Annotated in this window: 17 protein-coding genes and 1 riboswitch; of the genes, 1 reads left to right on the plus strand and 16 read right to left on the minus strand. The window is 30.0% G+C overall.

Features of this window, described 5'->3' with window-relative positions:
* Window positions 1-204 precede the first annotated feature (204 nt).
* The 16 genes from B3086_RS09535 to B3086_RS09610 all read right to left on the minus strand — a co-directional run bounded on the left by B3086_RS09535 (window position 205) and on the right by B3086_RS09610 (window position 15,264).
* Window positions 205-513 (minus strand): hypothetical protein, encoded by a 309-nt coding sequence (locus tag B3086_RS09535; protein WP_346893278.1) that lies wholly within the window; start codon window positions 511-513, stop codon window positions 205-207.
* 247 nt (window positions 514-760) lie between these two features.
* Window positions 761-2,167, minus strand: coding sequence for an oligosaccharide flippase family protein (locus B3086_RS09540; RefSeq protein ID WP_346893280.1), 1,407 nt, complete (start codon window positions 2,165-2,167; stop codon window positions 761-763).
* A complete protein-coding gene (locus tag B3086_RS09545; RefSeq protein ID WP_346893282.1) occupies window positions 2,164-3,009 on the minus strand; it encodes a 6-hydroxymethylpterin diphosphokinase MptE-like protein in 846 nt (281 codons plus the stop codon). Before B3086_RS09545 ends, B3086_RS09540 begins: the two co-directional genes overlap by 4 nt.
* An 85-nt stretch (window positions 3,010-3,094) precedes the next feature.
* Window positions 3,095-4,522: a hypothetical protein gene (locus tag B3086_RS09550; RefSeq protein WP_346893284.1), complete on the minus strand. Its 1,428-nt coding sequence runs from the start codon at window positions 4,520-4,522 to the stop codon at window positions 3,095-3,097.
* Window positions 4,503-5,609 (minus strand): glycosyltransferase family 1 protein, encoded by a 1,107-nt coding sequence (locus tag B3086_RS09555; RefSeq protein ID WP_346893286.1) that lies wholly within the window; start codon window positions 5,607-5,609, stop codon window positions 4,503-4,505. The genes B3086_RS09550 and B3086_RS09555 overlap by 20 nt, the downstream gene beginning before the upstream one ends.
* Window positions 5,602-6,687: a hypothetical protein gene (locus B3086_RS09560; protein ID WP_346893288.1), complete on the minus strand. Its 1,086-nt coding sequence runs from the start codon at window positions 6,685-6,687 to the stop codon at window positions 5,602-5,604. Before B3086_RS09560 ends, B3086_RS09555 begins: the two co-directional genes overlap by 8 nt.
* Before the next feature lie 16 nt (window positions 6,688-6,703).
* Entirely contained in the window at window positions 6,704-7,558 is an 855-nt protein-coding gene (locus tag B3086_RS09565; protein WP_346893290.1) for an SDR family oxidoreductase, read from the minus strand.
* 36 nt (window positions 7,559-7,594) lie between these two features.
* Entirely contained in the window at window positions 7,595-8,635 is a 1,041-nt protein-coding gene (locus B3086_RS09570) for a polysaccharide biosynthesis protein (protein WP_346893292.1), read from the minus strand.
* Window positions 8,628-9,893, minus strand: coding sequence for a glycosyltransferase family 4 protein (locus B3086_RS09575; protein WP_346893294.1), 1,266 nt, complete (start codon window positions 9,891-9,893; stop codon window positions 8,628-8,630). The genes B3086_RS09570 and B3086_RS09575 overlap by 8 nt, the downstream gene beginning before the upstream one ends.
* Window position 9,894: 1 nt before the next feature.
* The gene (locus B3086_RS09580; protein ID WP_346893296.1) at window positions 9,895-10,755 is read right to left on the minus strand and encodes an NAD-dependent epimerase/dehydratase family protein; all 861 of its coding nucleotides are present in this window, start codon (window positions 10,753-10,755) and stop codon (window positions 9,895-9,897) included.
* 20 nt (window positions 10,756-10,775) lie between these two features.
* On the minus strand, window positions 10,776-11,414 hold the full coding sequence (locus B3086_RS09585; protein WP_346893298.1) for a sugar transferase: 639 nt from the start codon (window positions 11,412-11,414) through the stop codon (window positions 10,776-10,778).
* A gap of 44 nt (window positions 11,415-11,458) precedes the next feature.
* Window positions 11,459-11,986 carry a hypothetical protein gene (locus B3086_RS09590; RefSeq protein ID WP_346891550.1) on the minus strand — a complete coding sequence of 176 codons (528 nt, stop codon included), beginning with the start codon at window positions 11,984-11,986 and terminating at the stop codon, window positions 11,459-11,461.
* Window positions 11,987-12,149: 163 nt separating this feature from the next.
* A riboswitch (cyclic di-GMP riboswitch) is annotated at window positions 12,150-12,233 on the minus strand.
* Window positions 12,234-12,353: 120 nt separating this feature from the next.
* A complete protein-coding gene (locus tag B3086_RS09595) occupies window positions 12,354-13,124 on the minus strand; it encodes a tyrosine-protein phosphatase (RefSeq protein WP_346893300.1) in 771 nt (256 codons plus the stop codon).
* A 36-nt stretch (window positions 13,125-13,160) separates the two neighbouring features.
* Window positions 13,161-13,814, minus strand: coding sequence for a CpsD/CapB family tyrosine-protein kinase (locus B3086_RS09600; protein ID WP_346877313.1), 654 nt, complete (start codon window positions 13,812-13,814; stop codon window positions 13,161-13,163).
* A gap of 50 nt (window positions 13,815-13,864) precedes the next feature.
* On the minus strand, window positions 13,865-14,539 hold the full coding sequence (locus tag B3086_RS09605) for a YveK family protein (RefSeq protein ID WP_346893302.1): 675 nt from the start codon (window positions 14,537-14,539) through the stop codon (window positions 13,865-13,867).
* Between the two features lie 50 nt (window positions 14,540-14,589).
* On the minus strand, window positions 14,590-15,264 hold the full coding sequence (locus B3086_RS09610) for a YveK family protein (RefSeq protein WP_346893304.1): 675 nt from the start codon (window positions 15,262-15,264) through the stop codon (window positions 14,590-14,592).
* Between the two features lie 429 nt (window positions 15,265-15,693).
* On the opposite strand from B3086_RS09610, the gene B3086_RS09615 reads away from it, so the two are divergent.
* Window positions 15,694-16,665 (plus strand): LCP family protein, encoded by a 972-nt coding sequence (locus tag B3086_RS09615; RefSeq protein ID WP_346893306.1) that lies wholly within the window; start codon window positions 15,694-15,696, stop codon window positions 16,663-16,665.
* Window positions 16,666-16,668 lie beyond the last annotated feature (3 nt).

Raw genomic sequence — 16,668 nt, forward strand, 5'->3', positions numbered from 1 at the left:
TTTCTAATAAAATCTCAAAAGTTCCTTTAAAGGTTTGGTTGATTTTTTACATGCTATTAATCTACAACTCCCCCATCTACTTCATTTTATTTTAATCAGCTGAGTTAGCAGAAAAGGAATCATTTTCTTGTTTACTGTGTAAATAGAAACCATACAGTCGCATTCTAACAAATATACTCCATTAAATCCCATATTATCATCCAGTCAAATTATATTGCACACATCTCTTAGCATATCCAGCTTTGTTCTAATCGCTTTACGGTTCCAGTAAATTATCGAGAGAAACTCTTTCAAAACTTTCCAAGAACCTACCTCTAGTAGCAATAAATATTCTAAAACCATTTTTTTAGAATATTTTTCATCATAATCATATGCCTCGTCCAACTCCCATGTAGATACGACCGTCGATGGATCAGGCTCTTTTCCTCCATTATTACTAAAGTAGGAAATAACACCTTCATTTTTTACACCTTGTCCATCTCTTGTAAAACTATATACATACCTATTATCCATCCCCAAAAGATAATTTCGTTTGAATACCATATACGCTTGCAAGTTGTAATGAAAAATATGTAACAGTTTCAATATCATAAATAATCTAATCGCACTCCATTGAAAAAACTGGATTATCTTGCAATTCTCTTGATGTCTCTGACCTAAAAGGACAAGTATTGCTTTTAGAGATTCTTGTATCATAAGCAAATTGGCTTCTAATACAATCTTGTAACCACCCTGGGGGGCGAAAGCCAGAGAGGACTTGCTATTGTTTTAATAAAATTGTAAATCTATGTTTTTTATATGATATAACTGCATATAATCCTAGTCCAATTATAACTATTGTCCATCTCATAATAAACTTATTCATTATTAAATATGAAATGAATACAGCAATAACCATTATTAGAATTGGTTTAACATAAACACTAAATGGAAATAACTGATTATCAAGTTTTCTAGCAGCATTATAATGAACTACAAAAGATACTATATATGCTATAACAGTTGTATATGCTGCGGCTATCGCTCCATACTTCGGTATAAAAATAAAATTAAGACCAAGATTTACAAATGCAGCGATTATGGTATTAGTTGCAATAATTTTAGTTGATTTATAATAATATTCTAAATCAACTGAAATAGAATATAAAAATATAAAGAACGAAGCTAATAATATTGGTGGTATTAATATCTTACCACTCCAATATTCTTTCGGCGCCATTACTACAAGAATTTCTGGGCCTATAAAAAGTAATCCTATCATTACAATTACTATTATTTCAATGTATATTTTTACATTTCTATTTATAATATTTCTCTCGCCATTTTGCAATTTGTTATTGAACCAAGGTATCCATATACTTTCCATTGATGTGGTTACAACTAATGGAATCATACTTAAATTGTAAACTAAGCTATAAATACCCGTTTCTGAAGCACTTCTAAAAGCAGTTATCATTGTTCTATCTGAAACACTTAAAACATTAACAGATAATCCATGAAAAATAAGTGGTATTGATAATAAAACTGCATATTTCCAGTATGTTCTATTTACAAAAGTTTTCTCCTTAACAAAATATCTTATAAGATAATAACACCCTAATATTGATGTAACTATAACATATGGAATTATTCTCCCAAGATACTTATGACTATCCATGTTTATTAAAAAAAGTACTGATAAAATTGCAACAATTGTATTTGGTAATGCTAATAAAAGTGTATTTTTAACATAATCCATTTTAACCATATATTTAACACTTATAGTATTTGATATAAATGTCATATAAGATTGAATTAAGCATAGCAAAATCAAAAATATATCTATTTGCTTTATAAATAAATATGAAAACGTAATAATTAGTGTAGACGATATAACAAAGTTAATTAGCGAAAGAAAAAGTATAGAAGAAATATACTCTTCCAAACTATCCTTAAAATCCATATATGCACTCCGTATTGAACTACCTAATGAAAGTCCTACTATTAATGATAAAATAGAAACCCAAGACATATATGTGTTAACTATTCCAAAATCTGTTGTAGACATTAATCTTGTAAAAATTGGAATAGTTAAAAATACAATTGCTTTATTAAATATATTACCTATTAAATAAAAAGAACCAGCCTTAGCATTTTTATTTTTAAGTATTTTTACTATTGAACTCATTTTATCTCCTTAACTCCTAAAACTTCATCTAAATCTACACGTGGAAAGACCTCCAACATGCCACCTCTAGTTGCATTATATATTTTAATACCATGTGCATCAGCATACTCTTTTGCTGCTTTATATGCAGCAATCATGCGTTCACCAGCAGTTTTATATGTAGGATCATAGTGACCCGTTTCAATAAAATGTTGTTTATTTTTATCATCAGAATAGCTACAATCACATCCCAGTAAATATATTTCTTGAAATCCCATATAAGCAGCAATTTGAATTAACGAATAAGTTATTGAAGACCCATCATAAACTACGTTGTAACAATCATCACTAAATTTCGCAAAATACTCTTGACCATATCTTATTTGAAATGCATGATAACTTAAATTCAAAGGAAATTTAATCCATTCTTTCGGAGTGTTGTACACTTTGCAAATATTACTACTAACAAACACATTCTCCTTACAATAAGCACTTAGATTTTTCTTTACTTTTTCATATACATGCACATCCTGTATCCCAAAATATGATGGTCTAAAATCTGTTCTATCAAATATAAGGCATATTGAGTTCATTCCAAAAGTATATTCATTTTTCAATTTCTCCATATCCTCTATTGTAAGACTTGGTCCTGTTGCAATAATAAAACAACGAGCGTTATTATAAATATTTTTTATTTTTTTTATTTTCACATAGTTTTTATCTTCAAATCCTAATACTCTTAATCTGGCTTTAACTTCAAACTTTAAATTTTGAAATGAAGTATTAGTTTTTCTTAAGATATAAAATAAACTTCTTATAAATCTATTATTTTGCTCTAATCTTCTAATTTTAGGTGATAGCATTTTGCCCCTCCATTTTTCATGAATAACTTTTATATTTATACTATAAGTTGTTGTACATCTTCGATTCTTGTTACGTTATTATTATTTATATGTTTTTTTTAACTGTCTCATCTTTAGAATAAGAAGAAATAATCATCATTGGTAATATAGTACCAAAAAATCTTAAACCAAAAATAGTGGCATTATACATAACCGGTGTTACTGCCGCAAACAAGCAAAGTAATGTATACGTTGCATATTTCCAAATATTGCTTTGATTCATTGTCATATCTTTATATTTCACTGCAACATATATAAAAAAACACGGAACAAGAGGTGCAAATATAAATCCTAGATAATAATATGCCTGTCCGATGCAAGGTATTATTTGTGAAGGTGCTACATTTTGAGCAGTATAAACAGCAGCCAAGCGCTCTCCTGACCAACCAAATAAAGTTTCCCTAAAAGGTATCATATAATAAAAATCATAAAATAAAGTTGATAACTTATTAGGATTACTTATATTATATACACCTGACATATTACAAACACCTGGAAAATAAGCTTGAAACATTTGCGATAAATCTGATAAATGCGATCCAGTTGTTACCGTATTAGCTTTTGCAATATAAATAACAACCAATAAAGTTAATCCTGCTAATCCAATAATAATATTTAATTTTTTTCTTTGGTTATTATATAATTTATATATAATTTTGATTAAAATAAATGCTATCATAAATGTGTACGCATTTTCGCCTGTCATAAAGAAAAATTGAAAAAATACTACAAGTAAAGATGTAAGTAAACTAATTATATTTGCTCCAATGACTTTTCTAGTGTTATATATTAGCCATACTGAAATAAATAGTTGTATGATGTTAAAACAAAAATTAAATAATGTATATAGTATTCTATTTATTGATCCTGATGGTAACAATTCATATGCCCCTAATGCACCCACAGCTTTTGAGCTTTGAAAAATTGTTGTATAATTTAATTTTATTTCAGGTACTCTAAGATATGCAAATATACATATAACAGTAAGAGTTACTATTATCAATGAGAATAATTTTATTTGTAATTTTGTCGCTATTTTGCTTTTTAATTTCGGTTTACGTATCTTTATAGTTTTACAATTCAATAATAATAAAAATATGAACACACTTACCGTTTCATATATCATTAACATAATTGCTTTATTAACATTTTCAACATTGATAATTTTGAAGAACCCATAATAATCCCCAAATCTCATAATTAATGGTGTAATAACATTGCGTACTAAATATAGAAATATAACAATTATATAGGCACCTTTTTTAAATATGTTGTGATATATTTTCAAAGAAAATATATTTATAATTCCAAAACTAATTGGTAATATAGGAAGCCATTCATAATGAGATGGTCTAGATGAATCAAGCAATATTATTATCCCTGCTAAAATACTGAGCATAACTATAAAAATTAAAGATAATATTTCTGATATAGAAAAAACATTTTCACTTGAATTATTTTTTACTTTTCTCATAAATTAATTCCAACTTTCTAGCTTCTCTTTTTATATCATATCCTCTATTTACAATTTCTACGGATAAATCATTTCTTTCATATCCGTTATCATATTTGAGTATTTCACTTGCCCAATATTTAGGAGATTCTTTTAGATCTATGAAATGCATTAAATCTGTTATTTTTGCCTCTTTTGGTACAACTTTGTCTGATCCAAAACTAGCTAAGCCTGTAGCTTGAGCTTCTATATAGACAATACCTAATCCTTCATATCTTGATGGTAGTAAAAATACGTCCATAGCCTGTAAAAGTTGTGGCACATCATTTCGAACACCTAAAAATTTCACCACCTCTTGTAATCCAAGATTTTCAACTTGCTCTCTCACTTCATTTTCAAGTTCTCCTCTACCTACTAACAATAAGATTGCATTCTTATTAAGTTTATAGATTTCATTAAAAATTCTAATAAGAAATTCATGATTTTTCTGATAAGATAATCTGCCCACATTGCCTATAACAAATTTCCCTTCAATATCTAGTTCTTTTCGTGTTATTCGTCTTGTATTCTCATTGAAGATAAATTTTTCAATATTTATAGCATTATTCATAATATAACCTTTAACATTTGTGACAGCTTTTTTACCATATAGCCATTTTGTTGCATCTATCCCACAAGCAAACCACTCTGTTGCATAGCATTTAATTAACCATGAACATAATTTTCTTTCAATTTTTTTTAATAGGTTTTCTGGTTCATATGCCATATGGCTATGAGCTATTCTCATCTGTATTCCACATATTTCGGCAAAAAATAATGGAATAAATGACATTCTATTTTGATGAGTATGCACAATATCATATCTATTAGAGCATATAATTTTTTTCATTTGTTTAAGACTAGAAAAAAAAGCTACATGTCTTGGTGGTATATGATAAATTTTTGAACCTAGTTTCTCAAAAGTAGATTCAAGAGCACCTTTTTCTTGCCCAAACACAATAAAATCAAATTTGAAGATATTTCTATTTATATTATTATAGTAATTTAATAGTAAGTTTTCTACTCCTCCACCATCTAATGCTGGAACTATGTGCAATACCTTAATCATTTCGTTCTCCTTTGATAAACTTTTTTACTTTTGTTTCAAAGTTTTTATTTTCATCATTAACTTTCTGTAAAAACAAATCACAATTCTGCTCAAAAACTTTCCAACCTATATTATGATAATAATTATAAATCTTATTGCAAATTTCTGGATCATTAAAATTCACTGTGTACCCTAAGTCATATTTTTTGGATATTTCTTCCATAAATGTTTTCTCACATACTAATATTGGCATCCTCAGTTCTGCTGCAAAATATAATTTATTTGATAATGCATAGTCTAATATAGGTGTGTTATTTCCGTATAGATTATTAATAATATTAACATTCTCATAAAAATACAAAATATTTTGTGGCAAAAACTTTCCTTCTATTTTGACATTATTGATATCATTTTCTTTACAAAATGGTATCAACTTTTCAGCATCTTTTCCAATAAAGTACAATTCAAATCTTTCATCATTTTTAAATATCTTTAGTAATTTCTTATGTTGCTCTTGATAACTGATAAATCCAATAAAAGCTATTACAAGTTTATTTGTAAGTTTACTTCGTTTTTTAATTTTTGAAACCATAGTTTTATCTAACATTCTATTATTATGTAAAATTACATATTCAAACTCAGGTAAAAATTTTTTAAAACCTTCCGATGAAATTACAGTAAAAGCAGATGCCTTAATAACTTTTTTTTCAATATAATAAAATATTTTGTTTTTTTCTAAAGTATAATCTCTTATATCTAAAATAAACTTATTAAAATATTGTTTTCTCAATACTTCATGTAGTAGAATTCCAGCTATAGTTTGTAATACTATAACTCCATCATAACTATTTTCTTTAAGTATCTTTGTAGCATACTTTTTAAAATACCAATAACCTTTCAATTTTTCGAATTTATGATTTGTATTGTTTAACTCATATTCAAAGCTATAAACGTTTCTTGCCCTTATATCTTCTTTGATTCCATCACGATTCCAATATATAATGTCAAAAGGGTAATCTATGTGTTCAAGATATTTAGTTATGTATGGACATAGATAAAGATTTCCCATAAATATAAAACAAACTGCTTTGTTCTCCATTTCAAATTTCCATCCTTTATTTAAAATAATGTGGATAAAGCTCTTTATGGTTATAAATCCATTCTTCCATCTCTATCACCATTTGTTCATAATTAGGTATTTCAAATGAAAAATCTTTTCTATTGTTGACAAGAGATTTATTTAAATTAACTGAATCACTTGATATCACATTCAATTTTCCATTCCGCATGTGCTTATTAAATAAATTAAGTAAATCAAATTTACTTATGCTTTCATTATTTACAAGATTATAAATACCCGATAAATCCTCTGAAGCAGCCCTTTCCATAGCCTTAGCCAATGTTAGTGTTGTAACCCCTGTCCAGATAGCCTTAGAATAGCCATTTATAGTGCCTTTCTGTTTCATAAACCAGTTAAACAGTCCTATTCCCCCATCTTTCATATCAGGACCAACAATTGAATTTCTAAACGTTAGATTCTTATTATCCTCAATTTCACCAAGTGCCTTTGTTCTATCATAGAATGTTTCGCCATCGCGAAGGCTATCTTCTTTATATGACCCCAGTTTTCCAGAGAAAACACAGTCAGTACTCATGTGGATAAGTTTTGTTTTAGTATCTCTTAATGTATCAGCAATAAAATGTGGCAAGTAGCCATTAAGATACACCGCTTTAGATGGTTCTTTATCGCAAGCTTGATTTAATACACCTATACAATTGATAACCACATCATAATCATCATGCTTTAACATTGATATCATAAACTCCTTATCCATAGCATTTCCATTTATATTTCTACAATAAGGAAATGAATTTGTAGAAAATGCTGTCACATCATGACCTTTTTCCTTCAAATATATAGAGATAGTATGTCCTGCCATACCTGTTGCACCTAATACAAGAAATTTCATAGTTTGTCCTACCTTTCATTTACATATTCGATGTTCTCATTTAGCAACAGCAGCTTCATCTAAACGTAATTTATATAGTTCATTCTGAATATAGTCAAGTTGAAGTAATTTTCGCTTTATATCATCAACCGAAAGAATTCTTGTATTATTTGAATTGTATTCATCTGTAAGTGTTATCTTTGTAGATCCTTCCTCAAGGTATTTTTCATAGTTTAAATCTCTATTATCAGCCGGAACCCTATAGAAATTCTCCATATCCACTGCTTTTGAAGCCTCTTCATTAGTTAAAAGAACCTCATACATCTTTTCTCCATGACGAGTTCCAATAACTTGAATTTCATTATCAGCATTAAAAATTTCTTTGATTGCTTGTGCTAAATCTCCAATATAAGCTGATGGCGACTTTTGAACCATAATATCTCCTGTTTGAGCATTCTGAAAAGCATATAAAACTAATTCAACTGCTTCGTCAAGACTCATAATGAATCGGGTCATTCTAGGGTCTGTTACAGTCAATGGCTTACCGGACTTTATTTGTTCAACGAATAATGGAATTACCGAACCCCGTGATGCCATTACATTGCCATATCGTGTTCCACAAATTAATGTTCTTTCTGGAGAAACTGTTCTTGATTTTGCCACAAAAGTTTTCTCCATCATAGCTTTAGATATTCCCATAGCATTAACTGGGTAAGCCGCTTTATCTGTAGATAAGCAAACTACCTTTTTTACCCCAGCTTCAATTGCTGCAGTTAGTACATTGTCTGTACCAAATACATTCGTTTTTACTGCTTCTATTGGGAAAAATTCACAAGATGGTACTTGTTTTAATGCTGCTGCGTGGAAAATATAGTCTACATCATGCATAGCATTTTTTACGCTCATTAAGTCGCGAACATCACCAATATAATATTTTATTTTTTCATTTTGGTAATATCTGCGCATATCATCTTGCTTCTTTTCATCTCTAGAAAAAATACGAATTTCTCTAATACCTGTACTAAGAAACCTTTCTAAAACAGCATTTCCAAATGAACCTGTTCCCCCAGTAATAAGTAAATTTTTATTTTCAAACATTTACTTCCACCTCATTTCCTTTTTTTGTTTTGCTAATACCTTTTGTTCTACTATTAACTACTTCATCTAAAAGTTTTATAAACTTATTAACATTCACCGAGCTTGAGTATTCTTTTCTTCCATACTCCTGAGCATTTATTCCAATTTCTTTTAATCTTTCTCTATGTTTAAATAGCATAGATATAGAGCTCGCTGCTTTCTCTGGAGATTTATTTGAGACACAAATACCAACATCATTTTCATTTATTTGTTTATAATAATCAGATTCTTTTTCAGTCGCACATAAAATCACACGACCACACGCCATTAACAATGAACCCTTACTAGGAAAGCTATTCCAAATCACTCCATTAGATAAAGGAATCAATTCAACAGAACAAACACTATATACATCCGAAATTATATCAAGTGGTTGCCAAGGATAAAAAATTATATTGTCAAGTCCGCGTTCATTAGCTTCACTAACAAAAGCTTCTCTAAATGCTCCATCACCAATCATTTGAATAATTATTTCTTTGTTGCTCTTTAATAGTGCCGCAATATCTAGTACCATCTTATAATTAAAGGTATAGCCAAAATTCCCTGCGTATTGAACATAAAAGGCATCTTTACTTAATTGATATTTCTTTGCAAACTTGTTTTTATCAAATGGTACCACTCTAATAGCTTTGTCGTCATACCAATTTTTAATTTCAACAAGCTTATCTGATGGGACTCCTATCTTTTGTAATTGATATTTCATGTCTGATGAAATCACAACAATTTTTTCACTATTTTTATATACAATCTGCTGCAATCTTTGCAGTACTTTAAAAACCAATTTATTAGTTATAGCACCCATAGCATATGGTCCATCCGGAAATACATCATATGAATTATATATTACTGGTTTTTTCCCAAACCATCTAAGTAATATTGAAGAAAAAACTGCTGTTGGAGTTGACTGCAAAATTATTATATTAATGCTATCAATATGTTTTTTCCATGCTTTCATACAATTAAAAGCATATCTAAAGCCATCCCAATACCTTTGAAAAAAATTTGTTTTTGAAACAATTGATCTATTTATAATATCGTATGTAAATCCTTTACGATTTTTAAAAATATCTGGTATATCATCTGCCATACCTTTAGAATGACTTGATACAAGATAAACATCCATACCAGCATTTAAAAACTCATCTATCATTGTTAATGCTAAATGATTAGTACCATTTTGTGTATCAAAACCTTCAAATGCCAAATACATAACCTTCATTCTAAGTTTCAGTCCTCTCTATCGTTTCCTTTAAACCTAATATTTTATAGTTTCCCTTATCGTACTGACTCACACTCTTCTCATAAACCAAATTACCAAATACCTTATTAACCATTCCAACTCTTCCAAACATTAACCTCAACACCGGATTGAATATCTTCACTAACCTTATCTTCTTCCCATGAATTTCTGCAATCAGCCTAACCATCTCTGACGTCTTAACATATTCAGCATTCTGCGGGAAGAATAAACCACCTTCTTCATTATCAATCATCAACCTTATAAACTCACAAATGTTATCTATATGAAGCATACTGCGCTCATTATCAAAATCAGGGAATATGGGAAGCTTCTGAGCTGCCTTAGCAAGCTTAGGGTAGTTCCCCTTTGAGCCTTTCCCATAAATCATAGGTGGTCTTAACACAACAATCTTAAAATTATCACACTCTAAACTCTTAATGCCCTCTTCAGCCTGGAGCTTACTATTGCCATAGAAATTTCTTGGTGTTGGAACCGTGCTCCTATCAATTATCCCTTTTGAACTACTACTGTCCCCATATACAATAATACTACTCATAAAAATAAACTGCTTTACACCTTCCTCTTTTGATTTTTTTGCAGTCTCTACCGTTAAATCACGATTAATCTTATAATATAGTTCTTCCATATTGGGATCTGTAGAAACATGAGCAATCCCAGCCACATGAAATACTACATCATATCCTGAAAAGCTCTTCTCTCTCCAAGTTCCATCTATCATATCTACAGTATCAACTAAGTAATCTTCTGACCATTGCTTCAGCCATTTTTCGAAGCTTGTACCTATATAACTATTAGCACCTGTTATAAGTATTTTCTTCATCCGCTAACCACCTTCCCATATCAAAAGGACACCGAATCCCTCTGCACTTCCACTTCATTCCCCTTAACTGCTTCCTTAACTCCACCTTCTAGTACTCCATCTCTCTTTAGTACAGAAACAACAGTTCCAAAGAAGCATTTAGCATCTATTTTTACTCCCAAATTTTCAACATAATTTCCGTCATATCTTGCTTTGTCTTCAATGGATACTGTATCTCTTCCATTGATCTGTGCCCATCCAGTAAGACCAGGACGTATGTTATTAGCTCCATACTTGTCCCTTTCTGCTATTAAATCATATTGATTCCATAGAGCAGGTCTAGGTCCAACTATTGCCATGGAGCCAGCTATTATATTCAAAATTTGTGGCAATTCATCTAAACTAGTCTTTCTTAAGAATTTACCTACCTTAGTTATATACTGCTCTGGATTTTTAAGGAGATGGGTTGGCATATCCTTAGGTGTATCTATTCTCATGGTGCGAAATTTCAGAATATTAAAGTGAGTTTTATTAACCCCCACTCTCTTTTGTTTAAAGAAAACAGGACCTTTAGAGTCAAGTTTTATAGCTATAATAATTATCAAAAATAATGGCGATAGTAAAATTAATCCTATAAGTGCAAGTATAAAGTCAAATAATCTTTTTACTTTTAAATACATATCAATTCCTCCCTTAAGTTAAAGTAATATTATGATCTATTACTTCATCCATTTGAATTATTATATTCTATAACCTGACCACTATTAATTTTAGATAAGACAGCAACGATGCAGTTAGACTTTACCACTGCTCCACAGTCCACATGGCATCCATAACCAATGGTGGCATCATGATCAATAATGGTTCCAATACTTATAATAGAACCCTTTCCAATTTTTGAGTTTGTATTTATAACTGCTTTAGCTTCTACTACTGTACCTAAAGATACTTTAGCTGATGGACTAATATATGCTGTAGGATGAATTAAAGTTGGAATTTGAAATTTATTCTTTTCAAGTTTTTCAATCCACTCCATACGTAGTTCATTGTTTCCAAAGGCTGGTATTGCATAGGTGTATTCTTCTATAAATTTCGAATTTTCAGAACATAACCCTATGGCTTCATTAGAATTATCATCTAAAAAGTCTATTTTATTAAATATCCCCATAGCTTCTGCAACTTCCTTAACAACATGACCATGGCCACCAGCACCTAGAATTATTAAATTCTTATTTGAGTTATGATTTGCCATATAATAACCCCCTAATATTTCATTTTCATCTTTATACTTTCCTTTATTAAGACTGCCCACCAATTCTTAATTTATAAAACCAGATAAAAATAACCCACCGCTATCTTTCACTAACTCATATACCATAAATTTCCCCTTCAAACTTATAGTTACCCCGAATTAATAAGATAAAGGTGGGTTGCGCTACTAACTCCCTGTAGTCCAAGCGCCCAAGTACAGACTACAGTTCATAATTCCCTTTAAATTTAAGTTATTTATGTCGAATTTTATTTAACCCCTATCGATTCTAAAAAGTTCCCCCAATTTCCCGACTTTTATATAATCGATACACCCAGTTTAAATTTATGTATATTGAACAACGTTCAACTCATCTTCTAAATATATTAAAAATTCCACCTTGTTTTCTAATCCTTTCTCCTCTAAATTCAACCTTATTATTCATTAAGATTTCCTGAGAAATGTTATCCATCTCCCTTACATATCCAGGGTTTATTTTTTCTATAGCTTTTATCCCTGCTGTCATATCTGTGGTTCTAACTTGAGACCTATGACCATCGGAACCTATAGTGCTATATATTTTATGTTTTACAAATAATTTAGCAGTCTTTTTAACTCCACCACCAAAATCTCCTGTTATGCTCCCTGTGTTTAGTTGAAATAAAAACCCCTCTTCAATAAACTTATTTATCAATTCTGGGGCTTCTATAAATGTTTTATACCGCTCAGGATGAGCGATGATAGGTACAACTCCATTTAATTGAAGTTCATAGATGTCATTTATAACTTCATCCACAGAAAACTCTCTTAAAGGAAATTCTATTAACATATATCTACTGTTTTCTATGGTACCTATATCACCACATTGAAAGCTTTCTAGAATTCTACTAGTATAGTAAACCTCTTGCCCACAATATATTTCTATATCTATATCCTTATTTTTAGCTAAAATTTTCAATTTATCTACTTCTCTTTTAATTTCTTCATAAGGTACTTGAAACCTACCCCTAAAAAAATGGGGGGTGGCAACAATTCCTGTGGTTCCTAACTTTTTTGCTAATTTAAGCATGTCTACAGTCATATCTTCATCTTTAGATCCATCATCCACTCCATGAAGTATATGGCTATGAAAATCTATCATAAGCACTCCTCCAACCTTTAAGTGAAATTTTATATATTATTTATCACCATAATAGTAATAATAGCTGTTTCTTTTAGTGTCTACTCCATTTAATATGGTACCGATGATATTTGCATTAACCTTTTTTAAAAGATTAATAGAATTTACAACAGAATCTTTTTTTGTTTTTTCTGCTCTAATGACAAGCAATGTTCCATCGGCTCTAGTAGATAGTATTTGCGCATCAGTAACAGCTTGTACAGGTGGCGTATCTAATATTACATAATCAAAAACCTTTTTTAAGGCATCTATGAGAGCCTTCATGGATTTTGACCCTAACATCTCAGATGGATTAGGTGGAATCTTACCTGAGGTCAATACGGTAAGATTATTATTATATCTATGTCCTACTACAGAAATACTCTCCTTCCCAACTATTACATCAGAAAGTCCTGCAGTATTAGATATTTCAAATTTTTTATGTAGTGATGGTTTTCTTAAGTCACAATCAATAAGTACCACCTTTTTATCTCCTTCAGCTATAGATAATGCTAAGTTTCCTGCTGTAGTACTCTTTCCTTCTCCTGGTTCTGCACTAGTTACTACTATTACTTTATATTCCTCATCAAAGGATGAATATTGCAAATTTGTTCTTAGAGTCCTATAACTTTCTGAAGCTATAGACCTGGGATCTTTTTCTACTATAAACATTAATTTCTCTCCTTAAGTAAAAATCTATTAAGATTATCTGCTGTAACTTTCTATTGCTCAGTGTGAGGTATAGTTCCTATTACAGGAATATCTAATTCCTTTTCTAATTGTTCCCTATTTCTATATGTATTATCTAAAAACTCAAGTAAAAAGCTTACTCCTACACTTACCATTAATCCTAATAAAAAGGCTATAGCTATATTCATTTTTTTATTAGGGCTCACTGGTATTTCTGGAACTTTTACTGATTCTATAACTTTTATATTACCATTTGGCACCAAAACCTTAGATGTAGTTACAAACTCATTGGTTATAGCTTGTACCATAGTTGCTGCCATATTAGGATTTTTATCATCAATTTTAATTTGAAGGATTTGTGTATCAGCTACAGTTACCACTGTAAGCTTCTTAAGAACTTCATCTTCTGTTAGATTACTGTTTGTAACCTTTATAGCTCTACCAACTAAATCTCTAGTTTTTATGGCTTCAGAATAGGTCTTCATTAACTTTTGATACATAGCTATCTCACTTTGATCATAACCTGCCTCTGCTCCTGCTTCTTTACCTATAAATAACTTAGTACTTGCTTCATACTTAGGACTTATTAAGAAAAAGCTTACCAACCCTGATACTAAAGTCGCTAATAAAGTTACTATTAGTATCAACTTCCACCTTTTCTTTAACACTTCTAGAATTTCTCCAAGGCTAATTACTTGTTCTTCCAAAATTATTATTCCTCCGTTTCCATCTTGTGTTAATCATCCTACTTAAGATTTTATAGGTCTATCTTTGGTATTACTCCTAAAACTGGTATGTTTAATTCTTCTTCTAGCCTATCTTTATTTTTATAGGTGTTATCCATAAACTCTATAAGGAAGATAACTCCTATTCCTATAAACACTCCCAATACTATAGCTATTATAAGCCCCATACTCTTGTTAGGACTTACTGCTCTTAATGGAAATCTAGGTTCTTCTAGGACTTGTACATTTCCATTAGGAACTAATTCTGTTGATAATTTAACAAATTCATCTTTTATAGCAGATACTAACTTTACAGCTTCTTCTGGTGAGCTGCTTTTATACTTTATTTCAATAATTTGTGTATCAGCTAGGGATACCACTGTTAAATTTTCAACTGCTTCTTTAGGGTTTATTTCGAATCCTGTTTTATCTATAGCTTTTTTTACCAAGTCTTCAGTTTTAATAATTTCAGCATAGGTCTTTAATAATTTTTGATACATTTGTATATCTAAAATATTATATCCTTCCTGCTGACTTTCTTCTTTACCTATAAATACCTTAGTGGTTGATTCATATTGTGGAGTTATTAGTAAAAATAATGCTATTGATGCTACTAAAGTAGAGGTCAAAGCAAATACTAATATAATTTTCCACTTTCTTTTTAAAATTTCGAAGATGTCATTTAAACTAATAATATTCTCTTCCAAATTAATTCTCCTTACAAAATCAATTTATACATATTACAACATCTTATGTATATTTTTACCATATAAAAATATAATTTGAATACCTAGTTGTAACATCCGTATAATAGTACATATTTCTTTATATTTCAATTGCATACATAACTGTCACATTTGTATAATATCATATTTCCAGTAACATTACTAGTAAAAAACTAATGTTACTAGTAATATTATGTATAATTATGAATAATAACCTAATGTATTCTACAATATCCTTGATTTTGCGCCTATATATACTATTATTTTTATTATTAGTTCATAATTATATCATCGTATCATGTTCATAAAAATTTATAATAAACTTCATGGAATAATCCACCATTATGCATTTCTTTATATTTACACCTTTAACATATGATGATAGAATTAGGTACAGAGAGGAGTGTAACTATGTCACAAAACAGAATTGATCCTGAAAAAAAGAAAAATAAAAGAAGAAAAAAGAAAAAACGCTCACTGGGATTTAAAATTTCAATGGGAATTCTAGGAGTGTTGATATTTATAATAGCTATTGGAGGAGGATATTTTTATTCATTATATAATAAGATGGATAAAGTAGAGATTGACAAATCTAAGTTAGGTATTGCTTCAAAGGATGCCTTTAAAGAATACGACAACCATGAATCCATAAAAAATATAGCTTTATATGGTATTGATGCAGAAGAAGGACAAGCTGGTCGTTCTGACTCCATAATGATAGCTACCATTGATTCCGCTCATAATAAGGTTAAAGTAACATCTATTATGAGGGATTCTTATGTTAATATCCCAGACCGTGGTATGGATAAAATAAATCATGCCTATGCCTTTGGAGGGCCAACCTTAGCTTTAAGAACTTTAAATGAAAACTTTGGCCTTAATGTAGAGGATTTTGTATCAGTAAACTTTTCTTCATTGCCAGAAATTATTGATATCCTTGGTGGAATTACAATAGATATTACTGAAGAGGAAGTATCTCATATTCCTGGAGTAAGTTCTACAGGCGCTACCTTATTAACAGGTAATCAAGCCTTGGCCTATTCTAGAATAAGATATGCTAGTGGTGGAGATTATGAAAGAACCCACAGACATAGAAATGTAATGTCTGCAGTGTTTAATAAAGCTCTTGCTGCATCTCCTACATCTTATCCTAGTATTCTAAATAACATCCTTCCTTTAGTTCAAACTAACCTAAGTTCTGGTGATTTTATATCTCTAGCAACTAAGGTAGCCGGTTTAGGAAATGGGAATTTAGAGCAAGAAAGATTCCCAAGGGATGGAGATGGAGCTGGTGATATGAGCACTGGAATATACTATCTAAAGTTTGATATTGAAACCGTTAAAAAACAAATGAGAGATTATATATTTGCCGATAAAAAATAATAG

The organism is Clostridium sp. UBA871 (assembly GCF_002295255.1).
Lineage (GTDB): Bacteria > Bacillota > Clostridia > Clostridiales > Clostridiaceae > Clostridium_J > Clostridium_J sulfidigenes.